The sequence below is a fragment of the Caenispirillum salinarum genome, assembly GCF_044803115.1.
Classification (GTDB): Bacteria; Pseudomonadota; Alphaproteobacteria; order Rhodospirillales; family Rhodospirillaceae; genus Caenispirillum; species Caenispirillum salinarum_A.
Genome location: NZ_CP085224.1, coordinates 4,258,054 through 4,270,861 on the forward strand (window position 1 = coordinate 4,258,054; position 12,808 = coordinate 4,270,861).

The following is a 12,808-nucleotide window of genomic DNA, read 5'->3' on the forward strand; positions in this document are numbered from 1 at the left end:
GTGGCCCGAAGGTGCGCGATTATATGCATCGCCACCCCCGAGTCAACCCACCGTCAATCACTTTTCCAGGATGGCGACCAGATCTTCCGTGACCTGGTCGATATCCTTGGTTCCGTCGACCACGTGAACCTTGCCCTTCTTCTCGTAGTACTCGAGAACCGGCGCGGTCTGCTTGTGGTAGGCCTCCAGGCGCAACGTCACCGTCTCGGCGTTGTCGTCGGCCCGGCGCTTGAACTCCGTCGAGCCGCAGGCGTCGCAGACGCCCTCAACCTTCGGCTGCTGGTACTTGTCGTGGTAACCGCGGCCGCACTTGGCGCAGGAGAAGCGGCCCGTGATGCGCTCCACCAGGAGCGAATCGGGGACGCGCAACTCGATCACCGCGTCCAGATCCATGCCCTTGTCGGCCATCAGCGCATCGAGCGCCTCGGCCTGCGGGATGGTGCGGGGGAAGCCGTCCAGGATGAAGCCGTTGGCGCAGTCCGGCTGGTCCACGCGCTCGGAGATCAGGCCGATCATCAGGTCGTCGGAAACCAGCTGACCGGCATCCATGACCTGCTTGGCCTGCTTGCCCAGCTCGGTCCCGGCGGCGACCGCCGCCCGCAGCATGTCGCCGGTGGACAGCTGCTTGATGCCGAACTTGTCCTCCAGGCGCTGGGCTTGGGTGCCCTTGCCGCCGCCCGGAGGCCCCATGAAGATGATGCGCTTCCCCTTCATCCGCGCTTACCTCTCAGCTTGGATTTCTTAATGAGTCCCTCGTACTGGTGCGCCAGCAGGTGGGACTGGATCTGGGCCACCGTGTCCATGGTGACCGTCACCACGATCAGAAGCGAGGTGCCGCCGAAGTAGAAGGGCACACCGACCTCGGCAATCAGGATCTCCGGCAGAATGGAAATCACCACCAGGTAGATGGAGCCCACGGCGGTCAGCCGGGTCAGGACGTAGTCCAGGTACTCGGCCGTGTTCTTGCCCGGCCGGATGCCGGGAATGAAGCCGCCGTACTTCTTTAGGTTGTCCGCGGTATCGGCCGGGTTGAACACCACCGCCGTATAGAAGAACGCGAAGAACATGATCAGGGCGGCGAACAGAACGATGTGCAACGGCTGGCCGATGCCCAGCAGCGCGACGACCTCGCGCAGCCACTCGGGCCCCTGGCCGGCGCTGAAGCTCGCCGCCGTCACCGGAACCAGCAGGATGGAACTGGCGAAAATCGGCGGAATGACGCCCGGCGTGTTGATCTTGAGCGGCAGGTGGGTGCTCTCGCCGCCGTACATCTTGTTGCCCATCTGGCGCTTCGGGTACTGCACCAGGATGCGGCGCTGAGCGCGCTCGATGAACACGATGAAGGCGATGACGGCCACGGCCAGGACCATGATGCCGATGATGATCGCCGGGCTGAGCGCGCCGGTGCGGCCCAGTTCCAGCATGCCGACCAGCGCGCCGGGCAGGTTGGCCACGATGCCCGCGAAGATGATCAGCGAAATCCCGTTGCCGACGCCGCGGGCGGTGATCTGCTCGCCCAGCCACATCAGGAACAGCGTGCCACCCACGAGCGTGACCACGGTGGTGAAGCGGAAGAAATAGCCGGGGTCGTACACTGCCGCGCCGGCCGAGCCGCTCATGGCTTCGAGGCCGACCGCGATGCCGTACGCCTGCATGGCCGCGATCAGCACCGTCAGGTAGCGGGTGTACTGGTTGATCTTTTTCCGGCCCGACTCGCCTTCCTTCTTCAGCGCCTCCATGGTGGGGCTGACGGCGGTCATCAGCTGCATGATGATCGACGCCGAGATGTAGGGCATGATGTTCAGCGCGAAGATGGTCATGCGCGACAGCGCACCACCCGCGAACATGTCGAACATGCCGAGGATGCCCCCGCCCTGCTGGGCGAAGACGTCGGCAAGCGCCTGCGGGTTCACGCCCGGCAGCGGGATGTAGGTGCCAACCCGGTAGACGATCAGCGCCCCCAGGGTGAACCAGATCCGCTTCTTGAGTTCAGTCGCCTTCGAAAAGACGCTGAAGTTCATGTTCGCGGCGAGCTGTTCGGCGGCAGATGCCATGCCCTACTCTCTCAGGTCACAAACGGTCGGAAAAAGGGAAAGGGGCGGCGCCTTACGCGCCGCCCTCCTCCGTCTTGGCCGGGGCCAGCACCTCGATGGTGCCGCCGGCCTTCTCGATGGCGTCCTTGGCGGAGGCGGAAGCACCCGCCACCTTGAAGGTCGCCTTGGTCTTCAGCTCGCCCATGCCCAGAAGGCGGACGCCGTCCTTGGCGCGGCTGATGACGTTGGCCGCCACCAGGGCCTCGGCGGTGACCGGCTGGCCGGCGTCCAGCTTGCCGGAGTCGAAGGCCGCCTGGATGCGGTCGAGGTTCAGCGCAACATAGTCCTTGCGGAAGATGTTGTTGAAGCCACGCTTCGGAAGGCGGCGGTAGATGGGCATCTGGCCGCCTTCGAAGCCGTTGATCGCGACGCCCGTGCGCGAGGTCTGACCCTTCACGCCGCGGCCGCCGGTCTTGCCCTTGCCCGACCCGATGCCGCGGCCGACGCGCATGCGCGCCTTCGTGGCACCCGGGTTGTCGCGGAGCTCGTTGAGTTTCATAGCGATACGCCCTGACTTTCAGAGTTGGGGAGGAAAGAAGCGGCGGATTACTCCGCCGCCTCCACCTTCACCAGATGCGCGACCTTGGCGATCATGCCACGGACCGACGGCGTGTCCTCGAGGACCGACGTGCGGTGCATCTTGTTCAGGCCCAGGCCGACCAGCGTCGCGCGCTGGTCCTTCTTGCGGCCGATGGGGCTCTGGATCTGCGTGACCTTCACGGTGTTCGCCATGAGCCTTACTCCTTCGCGCCGGCGGCGGCAGCCGCGGCACCGTCGCGACGGGCCACGATGTCGCCGACCTTCTTGGCCCGCTTCGCCGCGATCTGACGCGGCGAGTTGATGTTCACGAGCGCGTCGAAGGTCGCCTTGATCATGTTGTACGGGTTCGTCGTGCCGGTGCACTTGGCGACGACGTCCTGCACGCCCATGGTCTCGAAGACGGCGCGCATCGGGCCACCCGCGATGATGCCCGTACCGGCCGGAGCCGAACGGAGGATCACGCGGCCGGCGCCGAAGTGGCCCTTCACGTCGTGATGCAGGGTGCGGCCTTCGCGCAGGGGCACCCGAACCATCTCGCGCTTGGCCTGCTCGGTCGCCTTGCGGATCGCCTCGGGCACCTCGCGGGCCTTGCCGGCGCCGAAGCCGACGCGGCCCTTGCCGTCGCCCACCACGACCAGCGCGGCGAAGGCGAAGCGGCGGCCGCCCTTGACCACCTTGGCGACGCGGTTGATGTGTACGAGCTTATCGACGAACTCGTCGTCGCGCTCGGCGTTGCGGTCCCGGTCGCCGCGACGGTCGCGATCCCGGGGGCTGCGCTCGGAGCGCTCAGCGTTGGGTGTACGTGCCATACCGAAAATCCCTTAGAACGAAAGACCGCCCTCGCGCGCGCCATCGGCCAGAGCCTTGACGCGGCCGTGATAGACGTAGCCGCCACGGTCGAAGACGACCTCCTTGACGCCGGCCTCGGTGGCACGCTTGGCCACGAGCTTGCCGACCGCCGTCGCGGCGTCCACGGTCCCGGCCTTTTCCACCTGGCCCTGCAACTCCTTGTCGAGGGTCGAGGCGGAAACGACGGTCTTGCCCTGGGCATCGTCGATGACCTGGGCGTAAATGTGCTTGCCCGAACGGAAGACGGACAGGCGCGCACGGCCACCAGCCTTCTTCTTCAGGGCGAAGCGGTTGCGCCGAGCACGGCGCAGGAACAGTGCCTTCTGCTGCATGGTTCTCGCCCTTACTTCTTCTTGCCTTCCTTGCGCAGGATCTGCTCGTCCGCGTACCGGACGCCCTTGCCCTTGTAGGGCTCCGGCGGACGGAAACCACGGATTTCGCTGGCGATCTGCCCGACGCGCTGCTTGTCCGAGCCCGAAATCTCGATCTCGGTCGGCTGCGGCGTGGTGATCTTCAGATCCTGCGGCACCGGAAAGTCGATGTCGTGGGAGAACCCGAGCGACAGCTTCAGGGTGTTGCCCTGAGCCTGCGCACGATAGCCGACGCCGGTGATGACCAGCTTCTTCGTGAAGCCTTCCGACACGCCCTTCACCATGTTGGCGATGTTGGCGCGGGTGGTGCCCCACATCATGCGCGACTTCTTGTGCTCGGACTTCGGCGAGATGACGACCTGGTTCTCTTCCATCTTGGCCTCCACGAGGTCGGACAGAAGAGGCATGGACATCTCACCGAGCTTGCCTTTCACGGTGACGGCATCCTCGCCCAGCGTGACGGTCACGCCGGAGGGAACCTCGACCGGATATTTACCAACTCGCGACATTGTCAAACGCCCCTTAGAACACCTTGCAGAGGACTTCGCCGCCGACGTTCGCCTGGCGCGCTTCGTGATCGGACATCACGCCACGCGGCGTCGACAGGATGGAAATGCCCAGGCCGTTGTAGACCTTTGGCAGATCCTTGATCTTGGAGTACACGCGACGGCCCGGCTTGGACACGCGGCTGATCTCCTTGATCACGGGCTCACCGTCCAGGTACTTGAGATCGACGCGGATCTCGTCGATGCCCTGGCGCAGGTTGTAGCGCTCCCAACCACGGATGTAGCCCTCGCGGACCAGAACCTCGAGAACGTTCGCGCGCAGCTTGGACGCCGGCGCGAGCACGCTCTGCTTGCGGGCCTGCTGGCCGTTGCGGATGCGGGTGAGCAGATCACCCAACGGATCGGTCATGGACATGGGTGAAGTCTCCCCTTACCAGCTCGACTTGACCATGCCGGGGATCTGGCCGGTAGAGGCCAGGTCGCGCAGCATGACACGGCCGAGCTTGAACTTGCGGTAGGTGCCGCGCGGGCGGCCCGACAGTTCGCAGCGGTTGCGAACGCGGACCTTGGAGCCGTTGCGGGGCAGTTCCGCAAGCCTCATGACCGCTTCGAACCGCTCCTCGGGGGAGATGTCCTGATCCTTGATCTTCGCCTTGAGCTCCGCACGCTTGGCGGCGTCCTTGGCCACCAGGCGCTCGCGGCGCTTGTTCTTCTGAACGGCAGAAACCTTTGCCATCTTTAGACCTCCGGCCTTACTTGATGAACGGCATGTCGAAACCTTCGAGAAGCGCGCGGCACTCCTCGTCGGTCTTGGCCGTGGTGTTGAACGAGATATCCATGCCCCGGACGACGTCGACCTGGTCGTACTCGATTTCCGGGAAGATGATCTGTTCCTTCAGGCCCATGTTGTAGTTGCCCTGGCCGTCGAAGCCCGTGGTCGGAATGCCACGGAAGTCACGCACGCGCGGCAGCGCGATGGTGACCAGACGGTCGAGGAACTCGTACATGCGCTCGCGCCGCAAGGTGACCTTGCAGCCCACCACCATGCCGTCACGCAGCTTGAAGCCGGCGATCGACTTTTTGGCCTTGGTCAGAATCGGCTTCTGACCAGAGATGGCGGTCATGTCCGCGATCGCGCCCTCGATCTTCTTACGATCCTGGGCGGCGGCACCGACACCCATGTTGATCGTGATCTTGGACAGGCGGGGCAACTCCATGTGGTTCGCGTAGGCGAACTTTTCCTGGAGAGCCTTACGGACGACGGTATCGTAATGTTCACGCAGACGCGCAGTCATCGCCCAACTCCTTACTTATCCAGGACCTCGCCGGAGCGCTTGGCGAAGCGCACCTTCGAGCCGTCCTCGAGCGTCTTGAAGCCAACGCGTGTCGGCTTTTGGTCCTTCGGGTCGATGTGGGCGACATTGGAGACGTTGATGGGCGCCTCTTTCTCAATGATGCCGCCGGCCGACATCGGGGTCGGACGCTGGTGACGCTTGACGACGTTCACACCCTGGACAACCACCCGATTCTCGGACGGGATGGACCGCAGGACCTCGCCGGTCTTGCCTTTGTCCTTGCCCGTCAGGACGATGACGCGATCGCCCTTCTTCACCTTCGAAGCCATTTACAGGACCTCCGGAGCCAGCGAGATGATCTTCATGAACTTCTTCGCGCGCAGCTCGCGGGTCACCGGGCCGAAGATACGGGTGCCGATGGGCTCGTTCTGCTTGTTGATGAGCACCGCGGCATTACGGTCGAATCGGATGATCGACCCGTCCGGGCGACGGATTTCCTTGGCCGTGCGCACGATGACGGCACGCTGCACGTCACCCTTCTTCACGCGGCCACGGGGAATCGCGTCCTTCACGGACACCACGATGACGTCACCGACACTGGCGGTCTTCCGCTTGGAACCACCCAGCACCTTGATGCACATAACCCGACGCGCGCCGGAGTTGTCGGCCACGTCAAGGTTGGTTTGCATCTGAATCATTGCACCAATTCCTTAAACGCTAGAGGTTGGTGTGTTTATTCAGCACCTTCCGCCACCACTTCCCAGGACTTGGTCTTGGAAAGGGGGCGGCACTCACGAATCCGCACCACGTCGCCAACCTTGTGGTTGTTGGCCTCGTCGTGGGCGGCGTACTTCTTGGTGCGGCGAATGAACTTTTTGTACACCGGATGCATGAACCGGCGTTCGACCACGACCGTCACGGTCTTGTCGGTCTTGTCGCTCGTCACCACACCCTGAAGAATGCGCCGAGGCATATTACCGTCACTCCTTCAGGCACTCACGCGCCGGGCTGGGCCCGACGCTCGTTCAGAACCGTCTTCACCTGCGCGATTTCCTTGCGCACGGCGGAAACGCGGGCGGTATTCTCCAGCTGGCCGGAGGCCTTCTGGAAGCGCAGATTGAACTGCTCTTTCTTGAGTTCGACGAGGCGGTCCTTCAGCTCGTCGACGCTTTTCGCACGGATATCCGTCGCGGACGCCATGATTTAGACCCCTTCGCCGATGCGTGCAACAAATTTGGTCTTCAAGGGCAGTTTCGCCGACGCCAGGCGGAACGCCTCACGGGCGATTTCCTCGCTGACACCGTCGACCTCGAACATGATGCGGCCGGGCTTGATCTTGGCGACCCACACTTCCGGCGAGCCCTTGCCCTTACCCATACGCACTTCGAGGGGCTTCTTGGAGACCGGCACGTCCGGGAAGACGCGGATCCACACCTTGCCCTGACGCTTCATGTAGCGGGTCATGGCGCGGCGGGCGGCTTCGATCTGGCGGGCGGTGATCCGCTCGGGCTCCTGGGCCTTCAGGCCGAAGGAGCCGAAGTTCAGCGTGTAGCCGCCCTTCGCCTCGCCGTGAATGCGGCCCTTGTGCTGCTTGCGGAACTTCGTCCGTTTCGGAGAAAGCATCGCTCTACATCCTCAATTCAAACCGGGTCGGGCCGCCTTAGCGGCCCTGATCGGCAGCGCGCTTGTCCCGCGCCATCGGGTCGTGCTCCAGCACCTCACCCTTGAAGATCCACACCTTGACACCGCAGGTGCCGTAGGTGGTCTTCGCGGTTCCGACGCCGTAGTCGACGTCCGCACGCAGGGTGTGCAGGGGCACGCGGCCCTCGCGGTACCACTCGGTCCGGGCGATCTCGGCGCCGCCCAGGCGGCCGGCGCAGTTGATCCGGATGCCCTGGGCGCCAAGGCGCATGGCGTTCTGCACGGCGCGCTTCATGGCGCGACGGAAGGCCACGCGGCGCTCCAGCTGCTGGGCGATGTTCTCGGCGACCAGCTGCGCGTCCAGCTCCGGCTTGCGGATCTCGACGATGTTGAGCATCACCTCGTTGCCCGTGCGGCGAGCCAGCTCGCGGCGCAGGTTTTCGATGTCGGCGCCCTTCTTGCCGATCACCACGCCCGGACGGGCGGTGTGGATGGTGATGCGGGCCTTCTTGGCCGGGCGCTCGATGATGATGCGCGACACGCCGGCCTGCTGCAGGCGCTTCTTCAGGTAGTCGCGCAGCGACAGGTCTTCGTGCAGCAGCCTGGGGTAGTTTTCGTCGGCGAACCAACGGCTGTCCCAGGTGCGGTTGATGCCGAGACGCAGGCCGATCGGATTGACTTTGTGACCCATTACTCAGTCTCCTCGCGCTCACGCACCACGATGGTCAGGTTCGAGAACGGCTTCTGAATGCGGCCGACCCGACCACGGGCGCGGGCGCGCCAGCGCTTCATCACCAGGCTCTTGCCCACGAAGGCCTCGGCGACGACCAGGCGGTCGACGTCGAGCTGGTGGTTGTTCTCCGCGTTCGCGATGGCGCTTTCCAGCACCTTCTTCACGTCATTGGAGACGCGACGGGTGTTGAACGTCAGCGCCGACAACGCCGCCTCGGCCGACATGCCACGGATCATGGACGCGACGAGGTTCAGCTTACGCGGGCTGGTGCGGATGGACGCCGAGGTCGCTTTCGCCTCGTTGTCCGGCAGGCTGCGGGGTGCGGACTGCTTGCCCATCGTTTACTTCCTCTTCGCCTTCTTGTCGGCGGCGTGGCCGTAGAACGTACGGGTCGGCGAAAACTCGCCGAACTTGTGCCCGATCATGTTCTCGGTAACCAGCACCGGGACGAACTTCTGACCGTTATATACGCCGAAGGTCAGACCAACAAATTGCGGAAGAATGGTCGAGCGGCGCGACCAGGTCTTGATGACCTCGTTGCGACCAGCGGACCGGGCCGCTTCGGCCTTCTTCAGCAGGTATCCGTCGACAAACGGACCTTTCCAAACAGAGCGAGCCACGAGCGGCCTCCGTTACTTCTTCTTCGCCTGGTGACGGGTGCGCATAATGAGCTTGTCCGTCCCCTTGTTATTGCGGGTGCGCTTGCCCTTCGTCGGCTTGCCCCACGGCGTGACCGGATGACGACCGCCCGAGGTGCGGCCTTCGCCGCCGCCGTGCGGGTGGTCGACCGGGTTCATCACGACGCCACGGACACTCGGACGACGGCCCATCCAGCGGGCGCGACCGGCCTTACCCAGATTCTGGTTCTGATTGTCCGGGTTCGAGACGGCCCCCACGGTGGCCACGCACTCGCCGCGCACCATGCGCAGCTCGCCCGAAGACAGGCGCAGCTGGGCATAGCCCTGGTCCTTGCCGATGAGCTGCGCGTAGCAGCCTGCCGAGCGCGCCATCTGGCCGCCCTTGCCCGGCTTCATCTCCACGTTGTGGACGATGGTGCCGACCGGCATGTTCTTCAGCGGCATGGCGTTGCCCGGCTTGATGTCCGCGCGCTCGGAGGTGACGATGGTGTCGCCAACCTTGAGACGCTGCGGCGCCAGGATGTAGGCCTGCTCGCCGTCGGTGTAGGTCACCAGCGCGATGAAGGCGGTGCGGTTGGGGTCGTACTCCAGGCGCTCGACGGTCGCGGTGACGTCCATCTTGGTGCGCTTGAAGTCGATGATGCGGTACCGACGCTTGGCCCCGCCGCCGCGGTTCCAGGCGGTCGTGCGGCCGGTGTTGTTGCGGCCACCCGACTTGGTCAGGCCTTCGGTCAGCTTCTTGACCGGCTTGCCCTTCCACAGATCGGACCGGTCGACGAGCACCAGCTGACGGGTGCCCGGCGTGACCGGATTGAACTTCTTCAGAGCCATTTCGTCACACTCCCGTCGTCACGTCGATCGAGTGACCCTCGGCAAGGGTCACGACCGCCTTCTTGACGTCGCTCCGACGACCCATGCGGCCGCGGAAGCGCTTGGCCTTGCCCTTCTGGATCAGCGTGTTCACGGCGTCGACCTTGACGTCGAACACGCCCTCCACGGCCGCCTTGATCTCCGGCTTGGAGGCATCCAGCGGCACACGGAACGTGACCTGGTTGTGCTCCGAACCCATCGTCGCCTTTTCGGTGATGACGGGGCTCTTGATCACGTCGTACATGCGTTCCTTGCTGATCACGACCTGCTTGCTCATTTCAGGCGCTCCTCGAGCTTCGCGACCGCGTCCTTGGTCAGGACCAGCGTGTCCCGACGGAGGATGTCGTAGACGTTGGCGCCCTGCTGCGGCAGGACGTCGACGCCGACGATGTTGCGGGCGGCGCGGGCGAACACGTCGTTCACGTTCTCCCCATCAATGATGAGGGCGGACGACCAACCCAGGGCGGCGAGCTGCTTGACCAGATCCTTGGTCTTGCCCGACTCCGAGGTGGCGGCGTCCAGAACGACCAGCTTGCCGTCCTTCGCCTTCGCCGAGAGCGCCGTCTTCAGGCCCAGCTTGCGGACCTTCTTCGGCAGATCATGGGCGTGGGATCGCACGACCGGGCCAAAGATCGTCGCACCACCGCGGAACTGCGGGCTCCGCATGGAACCCTGACGGGCATGGCCCGTACCCTTCTGACGGAAGGGCTTCTTGGTGGTGCCGGAGATCTCGGAGATCCCCTTCGTCTTGTGGGTCCCGGCCTGCCGCTTCGCCAGCTGCCAGCGGACGACGCGGTGCAAAAGGTCGGCGCGGACGTCGAGACCGAAGATATCTTCGGCCAGTTCGACAGAGCCGGCGCTCTTGTTGTCCAGAGTAATTACGTCAACCTTCATGGCCGATTATTCCTTGCTTTCACCTTCACCCGCATCGGCGGCCGGAGCCTCCTCGGCGGGAGCGGCAGCCGGAGCCTCGGACGCGGCCTGATAGATGCCCGCGGGCATCGGGACCTCGCCGTGGACCGGCTTCTTCACGGCATCGCGAATCCGGACCCAGCCATTGGCATGGCCGGGGACGGACCCGCGCACCAGGATCAGACCGCGCTCCTCGTCAACCGAGAACACGGTCAGGTTCTGCGTGGTAACACGCTCCGCACCCAGGTGACCGGCCATCTTCTTGCCCTTGAACACCTTGCCGGGGTCCTGGCACTGACCGGTGGAACCGTGGGAACGGTGCGAGATGGACACGCCGTGCGTCGCTTCAAGGCCACGGAAGTTGTGGCGCTTCATGCCGCCGGCGAAACCCTTACCGATGCTGATACCCGTAACGTCGACGAACTGGCCGGCGACGAAATGAGCGGGCGACAATGCCACGCCCGGGTCCAGAAGGCAATCCTCGGAAACGCGGAACTCCGCGAGCTTCCGCTTGGGCTCCACCTTCGCCTTGGCGAAGTGGCCCCGGAGCGCCTTCGAAACGTTTTTGACCTTGGCCTTGCCGGCGCCCAGCTGGACGGCGGTGTAGCCCTCTTTGTCGGCGGTGCGCCGGGCGACGACCTGCAGGCCGTCCACCTTCAGCACCGTGACCGGCACGTGTTCACCCGCAGCGTTGTACATGCGAGTCATGCCGACTTTTTGTGCGATAAGACCGGTGCGCATCGTACCTGTCCCTTAGAGCTTGATCTCGACGTCGACGCCGGCGGCCAGGTCGAGCTTCATGAGAGCATCGACTGTCTGCGGCGTCGGGTCGACGATGTCCAGAACCCGCTTGTGCGTGCGGATCTCGAACTGCTCGCGCGACTTCTTGTCGATGTGCGGCGAGCGGTTGACGGTGAACTTCTCGATCCGCGTCGGCAGCGGGATGGGCCCGCGCACCTGCGCACCCGTACGCTTGGCGGTGTTCACGATCTCCAGCGTCGACTGGTCGAGCACGCGGTGATCGAACGCCTTGAGACGGATACGAATGTTCTGACTGTCCATCATGGCCCAACCCGTAATGGAAAGGGGCGCCCCCGGCCCGGCTTAACCAAGCCCGGGACGCCCACTTTGTTGTTTAAAGAGCTTACTCGATGATCTTGGCGACGACGCCGGCGCCGACGGTACGACCGCCTTCACGGATGGCGAAGCGCAGACCTTCGTCCATGGCGATCGGCGCGATCAGCGTGACCTCCATGGTGATGTTGTCGCCCGGCATGACCATCTCGGTGCCCTCGGGCAGCGCGATGGTCCCGGTCACGTCCGTGGTCCGGAAGTAGAACTGCGGACGGTAGTTGGAGAAGAACGGCGTGTGACGGCCACCCTCTTCCTTGTTCAGGATGTAGCACTCCGAGGTGAACTTGGTGTGCGGCGTGATCGAACCCGGCTTCGCCAGGACCTGCCCACGCTCCACCTCGTCGCGCTTCAGACCGCGGATCAGCGCGCCGATGTTGTCGCCCGCCTCGCCCTGGTCCAGCAGCTTGCGGAACATCTCGACGCCGGTGACGGTCGTCTTCTTGGTGTCCTTCAGGCCGACGATCTCGACTTCCTCGCCCACCTTGATGATGCCGCGCTCGACGCGGCCGGTCACCACGGTGCCGCGGCCCGAAATCGAGAACACGTCCTCGATCGGCATCAGGAACGCCTGGTCCTTCGGACGGTCCGGCTGCGGAATGTAGGCGTCGACTTCCTTCATCAGCTCGACGATCGCCTTCTGGCCGATCTCGGCGTCGCTGTCATCCAGCGCCGCCAGGGCCGAGCCCTTGACGATGGGGATGTCGTCGCCCGGGAAGTCGTAGCTGCTCAGCAGCTCGCGGATTTCCAGCTCGACCAGCTCCAGCAGCTCGGGGTCGTCCACCTGGTCGACCTTGTTCATGAACACCACGATCGCGGGCACGCCCACCTGGCGGGCCAGCAGGATGTGTTCACGGGTCTGCGGCATCGGGCCGTCGGCGGCGGACACGACCAGGATCGCGCCGTCCATCTGGGCGGCACCCGTGATCATGTTCTTCACGTAGTCGGCGTGGCCCGGGCAGTCGACGTGCGCGTAGTGGCGGTTCTCGGTCTCGTACTCGACGTGCGCGGTCGAGATCGTGATGCCGCGGGCGCGCTCTTCCGGGGCCTTGTCGATCATGTCGTAGGCCATGAAGGACCCGCCGCCCGTCTCCGCCATCACCTTGGTGATCGCGGCAGTCAGCGTGGTCTTGCCGTGGTCGACGTGCCCGATGGTGCCGATGTTGCAGTGCGGCTTCGAGCGCTCAAACTTTTCCTTCGCCATCTTTCAAATGTCTCCAGCTTCAAAT

Annotated in this window: 24 protein-coding genes; all 24 read right to left on the reverse strand. The window is 64.4% G+C overall.

All coding sequences use genetic code 11. The features are described 5' to 3' along the window. Positions 1-57 precede the first annotated feature (57 nt). Positions 58-714, reverse strand: a complete 657-nt coding sequence (locus tag LG334_RS19515) for an adenylate kinase (RefSeq protein WP_404380659.1) — start codon at positions 712-714, stop codon at positions 58-60. Beyond that, a complete protein-coding gene (gene secY / locus LG334_RS19520; RefSeq protein WP_404380661.1) occupies positions 711-2,054 on the reverse strand; it encodes a preprotein translocase subunit SecY in 1,344 nt (447 codons plus the stop codon). Before secY ends, LG334_RS19515 begins: the two co-directional genes overlap by 4 nt. Before the next feature lie 52 nt (positions 2,055-2,106). Then, the gene (gene rplO, locus LG334_RS19525) at positions 2,107-2,592 is read right to left on the reverse strand and encodes a 50S ribosomal protein L15 (protein WP_404380663.1); all 486 of its coding nucleotides are present in this window, start codon (positions 2,590-2,592) and stop codon (positions 2,107-2,109) included. Positions 2,593-2,639: 47 nt separating this feature from the next. Continuing rightward, positions 2,640-2,825 (reverse strand): 50S ribosomal protein L30, encoded by a 186-nt coding sequence (rpmD, locus tag LG334_RS19530; protein ID WP_404380665.1) that lies wholly within the window; start codon positions 2,823-2,825, stop codon positions 2,640-2,642. Positions 2,826-2,830: 5 nt separating this feature from the next. Beyond that, positions 2,831-3,442: a 30S ribosomal protein S5 gene (gene rpsE / locus LG334_RS19535; RefSeq protein ID WP_404380667.1), complete on the reverse strand. Its 612-nt coding sequence runs from the start codon at positions 3,440-3,442 to the stop codon at positions 2,831-2,833. 12 nt (positions 3,443-3,454) lie between these two features. Further along, the gene (gene rplR / locus LG334_RS19540; RefSeq protein WP_404380669.1) at positions 3,455-3,814 is read right to left on the reverse strand and encodes a 50S ribosomal protein L18; all 360 of its coding nucleotides are present in this window, start codon (positions 3,812-3,814) and stop codon (positions 3,455-3,457) included. A gap of 11 nt (positions 3,815-3,825) precedes the next feature. Beyond that, the gene (gene rplF, locus LG334_RS19545; RefSeq protein WP_404380671.1) at positions 3,826-4,362 is read right to left on the reverse strand and encodes a 50S ribosomal protein L6; all 537 of its coding nucleotides are present in this window, start codon (positions 4,360-4,362) and stop codon (positions 3,826-3,828) included. A gap of 13 nt (positions 4,363-4,375) precedes the next feature. Then, positions 4,376-4,774 carry a 30S ribosomal protein S8 gene (gene rpsH / locus LG334_RS19550; protein WP_009541260.1) on the reverse strand — a complete coding sequence of 133 codons (399 nt, stop codon included), beginning with the start codon at positions 4,772-4,774 and terminating at the stop codon, positions 4,376-4,378. 15 nt (positions 4,775-4,789) lie between these two features. Next, on the reverse strand, positions 4,790-5,095 hold the full coding sequence (gene rpsN, locus LG334_RS19555) for a 30S ribosomal protein S14 (protein ID WP_404380674.1): 306 nt from the start codon (positions 5,093-5,095) through the stop codon (positions 4,790-4,792). A 16-nt stretch (positions 5,096-5,111) separates the two neighbouring features. Beyond that, positions 5,112-5,654, reverse strand: a complete 543-nt coding sequence (rplE, locus tag LG334_RS19560; RefSeq protein WP_009541262.1) for a 50S ribosomal protein L5 — start codon at positions 5,652-5,654, stop codon at positions 5,112-5,114. 11 nt (positions 5,655-5,665) lie between these two features. Continuing rightward, positions 5,666-5,983: a 50S ribosomal protein L24 gene (gene rplX / locus LG334_RS19565; protein ID WP_009541263.1), complete on the reverse strand. Its 318-nt coding sequence runs from the start codon at positions 5,981-5,983 to the stop codon at positions 5,666-5,668. Then, positions 5,984-6,352, reverse strand: coding sequence for a 50S ribosomal protein L14 (gene rplN / locus LG334_RS19570; RefSeq protein ID WP_009541264.1), 369 nt, complete (start codon positions 6,350-6,352; stop codon positions 5,984-5,986). It lies immediately after the preceding gene. A gap of 35 nt (positions 6,353-6,387) precedes the next feature. Next, positions 6,388-6,627 carry a 30S ribosomal protein S17 gene (gene rpsQ / locus LG334_RS19575; RefSeq protein WP_404380677.1) on the reverse strand — a complete coding sequence of 80 codons (240 nt, stop codon included), beginning with the start codon at positions 6,625-6,627 and terminating at the stop codon, positions 6,388-6,390. 23 nt (positions 6,628-6,650) lie between these two features. Further along, the gene (gene rpmC, locus LG334_RS19580; protein WP_009541266.1) at positions 6,651-6,854 is read right to left on the reverse strand and encodes a 50S ribosomal protein L29; all 204 of its coding nucleotides are present in this window, start codon (positions 6,852-6,854) and stop codon (positions 6,651-6,653) included. A gap of 3 nt (positions 6,855-6,857) precedes the next feature. Further along, the gene (rplP, locus tag LG334_RS19585; protein ID WP_009541267.1) at positions 6,858-7,277 is read right to left on the reverse strand and encodes a 50S ribosomal protein L16; all 420 of its coding nucleotides are present in this window, start codon (positions 7,275-7,277) and stop codon (positions 6,858-6,860) included. A gap of 37 nt (positions 7,278-7,314) precedes the next feature. Beyond that, entirely contained in the window at positions 7,315-7,986 is a 672-nt protein-coding gene (gene rpsC, locus LG334_RS19590) for a 30S ribosomal protein S3 (RefSeq protein ID WP_404380680.1), read from the reverse strand. After that, positions 7,986-8,366: a 50S ribosomal protein L22 gene (rplV, locus tag LG334_RS19595; protein ID WP_404380682.1), complete on the reverse strand. Its 381-nt coding sequence runs from the start codon at positions 8,364-8,366 to the stop codon at positions 7,986-7,988. The genes rpsC and rplV overlap by 1 nt, the downstream gene beginning before the upstream one ends. A 3-nt stretch (positions 8,367-8,369) precedes the next feature. After that, positions 8,370-8,648, reverse strand: a complete 279-nt coding sequence (gene rpsS / locus LG334_RS19600; protein WP_009541270.1) for a 30S ribosomal protein S19 — start codon at positions 8,646-8,648, stop codon at positions 8,370-8,372. A gap of 12 nt (positions 8,649-8,660) precedes the next feature. Then, positions 8,661-9,497 carry a 50S ribosomal protein L2 gene (gene rplB, locus LG334_RS19605; protein ID WP_404380684.1) on the reverse strand — a complete coding sequence of 279 codons (837 nt, stop codon included), beginning with the start codon at positions 9,495-9,497 and terminating at the stop codon, positions 8,661-8,663. A gap of 4 nt (positions 9,498-9,501) precedes the next feature. After that, a complete protein-coding gene (locus tag LG334_RS19610) occupies positions 9,502-9,813 on the reverse strand; it encodes a 50S ribosomal protein L23 (RefSeq protein ID WP_404380686.1) in 312 nt (103 codons plus the stop codon). Continuing rightward, positions 9,810-10,430, reverse strand: a complete 621-nt coding sequence (gene rplD, locus LG334_RS19615; RefSeq protein WP_404380688.1) for a 50S ribosomal protein L4 — start codon at positions 10,428-10,430, stop codon at positions 9,810-9,812. Before rplD ends, LG334_RS19610 begins: the two co-directional genes overlap by 4 nt. Positions 10,431-10,436: 6 nt before the next feature. After that, positions 10,437-11,189, reverse strand: coding sequence for a 50S ribosomal protein L3 (gene rplC / locus LG334_RS19620; RefSeq protein ID WP_404380690.1), 753 nt, complete (start codon positions 11,187-11,189; stop codon positions 10,437-10,439). Between the two features lie 12 nt (positions 11,190-11,201). Next, the gene (gene rpsJ / locus LG334_RS19625; RefSeq protein WP_043645655.1) at positions 11,202-11,510 is read right to left on the reverse strand and encodes a 30S ribosomal protein S10; all 309 of its coding nucleotides are present in this window, start codon (positions 11,508-11,510) and stop codon (positions 11,202-11,204) included. Positions 11,511-11,592: 82 nt separating this feature from the next. After that, positions 11,593-12,783 carry an elongation factor Tu gene (gene tuf / locus LG334_RS19630; protein ID WP_404380692.1) on the reverse strand — a complete coding sequence of 397 codons (1,191 nt, stop codon included), beginning with the start codon at positions 12,781-12,783 and terminating at the stop codon, positions 11,593-11,595. Positions 12,784-12,808 lie beyond the last annotated feature (25 nt).

Excerpts from the sequence above, each read along its gene's own strand:
- LG334_RS19515 (WP_404380659.1), bottom strand. The coding sequence starts at position 714 with ATGAAGGGGAAGCGCATCATCTTCATGGGGCCTCCGGGCGGCGGCAAG.
- secY (WP_404380661.1), bottom strand. The coding sequence starts at position 2,054 with ATGGCATCTGCCGCCGAACAGCTCGCCGCGAACATGAACTTCAGCGTC.
- rplO (WP_404380663.1), bottom strand. The coding sequence starts at position 2,592 with ATGAAACTCAACGAGCTCCGCGACAACCCGGGTGCCACGAAGGCGCGC.
- rpmD (WP_404380665.1), bottom strand. The coding sequence starts at position 2,825 with ATGGCGAACACCGTGAAGGTCACGCAGATCCAGAGCCCCATCGGCCGC.
- rpsE (WP_404380667.1), bottom strand. The coding sequence starts at position 3,442 with ATGGCACGTACACCCAACGCTGAGCGCTCCGAGCGCAGCCCCCGGGAT.
- rplR (WP_404380669.1), bottom strand. The coding sequence starts at position 3,814 with ATGCAGCAGAAGGCACTGTTCCTGCGCCGTGCTCGGCGCAACCGCTTC.
- rplF (WP_404380671.1), bottom strand. The coding sequence starts at position 4,362 with ATGTCGCGAGTTGGTAAATATCCGGTCGAGGTTCCCTCCGGCGTGACC.
- rpsH (WP_009541260.1), bottom strand. The coding sequence starts at position 4,774 with ATGTCCATGACCGATCCGTTGGGTGATCTGCTCACCCGCATCCGCAAC.
- rpsN (WP_404380674.1), bottom strand. The coding sequence starts at position 5,095 with ATGGCAAAGGTTTCTGCCGTTCAGAAGAACAAGCGCCGCGAGCGCCTG.
- rplE (WP_009541262.1), bottom strand. The coding sequence starts at position 5,654 with ATGACTGCGCGTCTGCGTGAACATTACGATACCGTCGTCCGTAAGGCT.
- rplX (WP_009541263.1), bottom strand. The coding sequence starts at position 5,983 with ATGGCTTCGAAGGTGAAGAAGGGCGATCGCGTCATCGTCCTGACGGGC.
- rplN (WP_009541264.1), bottom strand. The coding sequence starts at position 6,352 with ATGATTCAGATGCAAACCAACCTTGACGTGGCCGACAACTCCGGCGCG.
- rpsQ (WP_404380677.1), bottom strand. The coding sequence starts at position 6,627 with ATGCCTCGGCGCATTCTTCAGGGTGTGGTGACGAGCGACAAGACCGAC.
- rpmC (WP_009541266.1), bottom strand. The coding sequence starts at position 6,854 with ATGGCGTCCGCGACGGATATCCGTGCGAAAAGCGTCGACGAGCTGAAG.
- rplP (WP_009541267.1), bottom strand. The coding sequence starts at position 7,277 with ATGCTTTCTCCGAAACGGACGAAGTTCCGCAAGCAGCACAAGGGCCGC.
- rpsC (WP_404380680.1), bottom strand. The coding sequence starts at position 7,986 with ATGGGTCACAAAGTCAATCCGATCGGCCTGCGTCTCGGCATCAACCGC.
- rplV (WP_404380682.1), bottom strand. The coding sequence starts at position 8,366 with ATGGGCAAGCAGTCCGCACCCCGCAGCCTGCCGGACAACGAGGCGAAA.
- rplB (WP_404380684.1), bottom strand. The coding sequence starts at position 9,497 with ATGGCTCTGAAGAAGTTCAATCCGGTCACGCCGGGCACCCGTCAGCTG.
- LG334_RS19610 (WP_404380686.1), bottom strand. The coding sequence starts at position 9,813 with ATGAGCAAGCAGGTCGTGATCAGCAAGGAACGCATGTACGACGTGATC.
- rplD (WP_404380688.1), bottom strand. The coding sequence starts at position 10,430 with ATGAAGGTTGACGTAATTACTCTGGACAACAAGAGCGCCGGCTCTGTC.
- rplC (WP_404380690.1), bottom strand. The coding sequence starts at position 11,189 with ATGCGCACCGGTCTTATCGCACAAAAAGTCGGCATGACTCGCATGTAC.
- rpsJ (WP_043645655.1), bottom strand. The coding sequence starts at position 11,510 with ATGGACAGTCAGAACATTCGTATCCGTCTCAAGGCGTTCGATCACCGC.
- tuf (WP_404380692.1), bottom strand. The coding sequence starts at position 12,783 with ATGGCGAAGGAAAAGTTTGAGCGCTCGAAGCCGCACTGCAACATCGGC.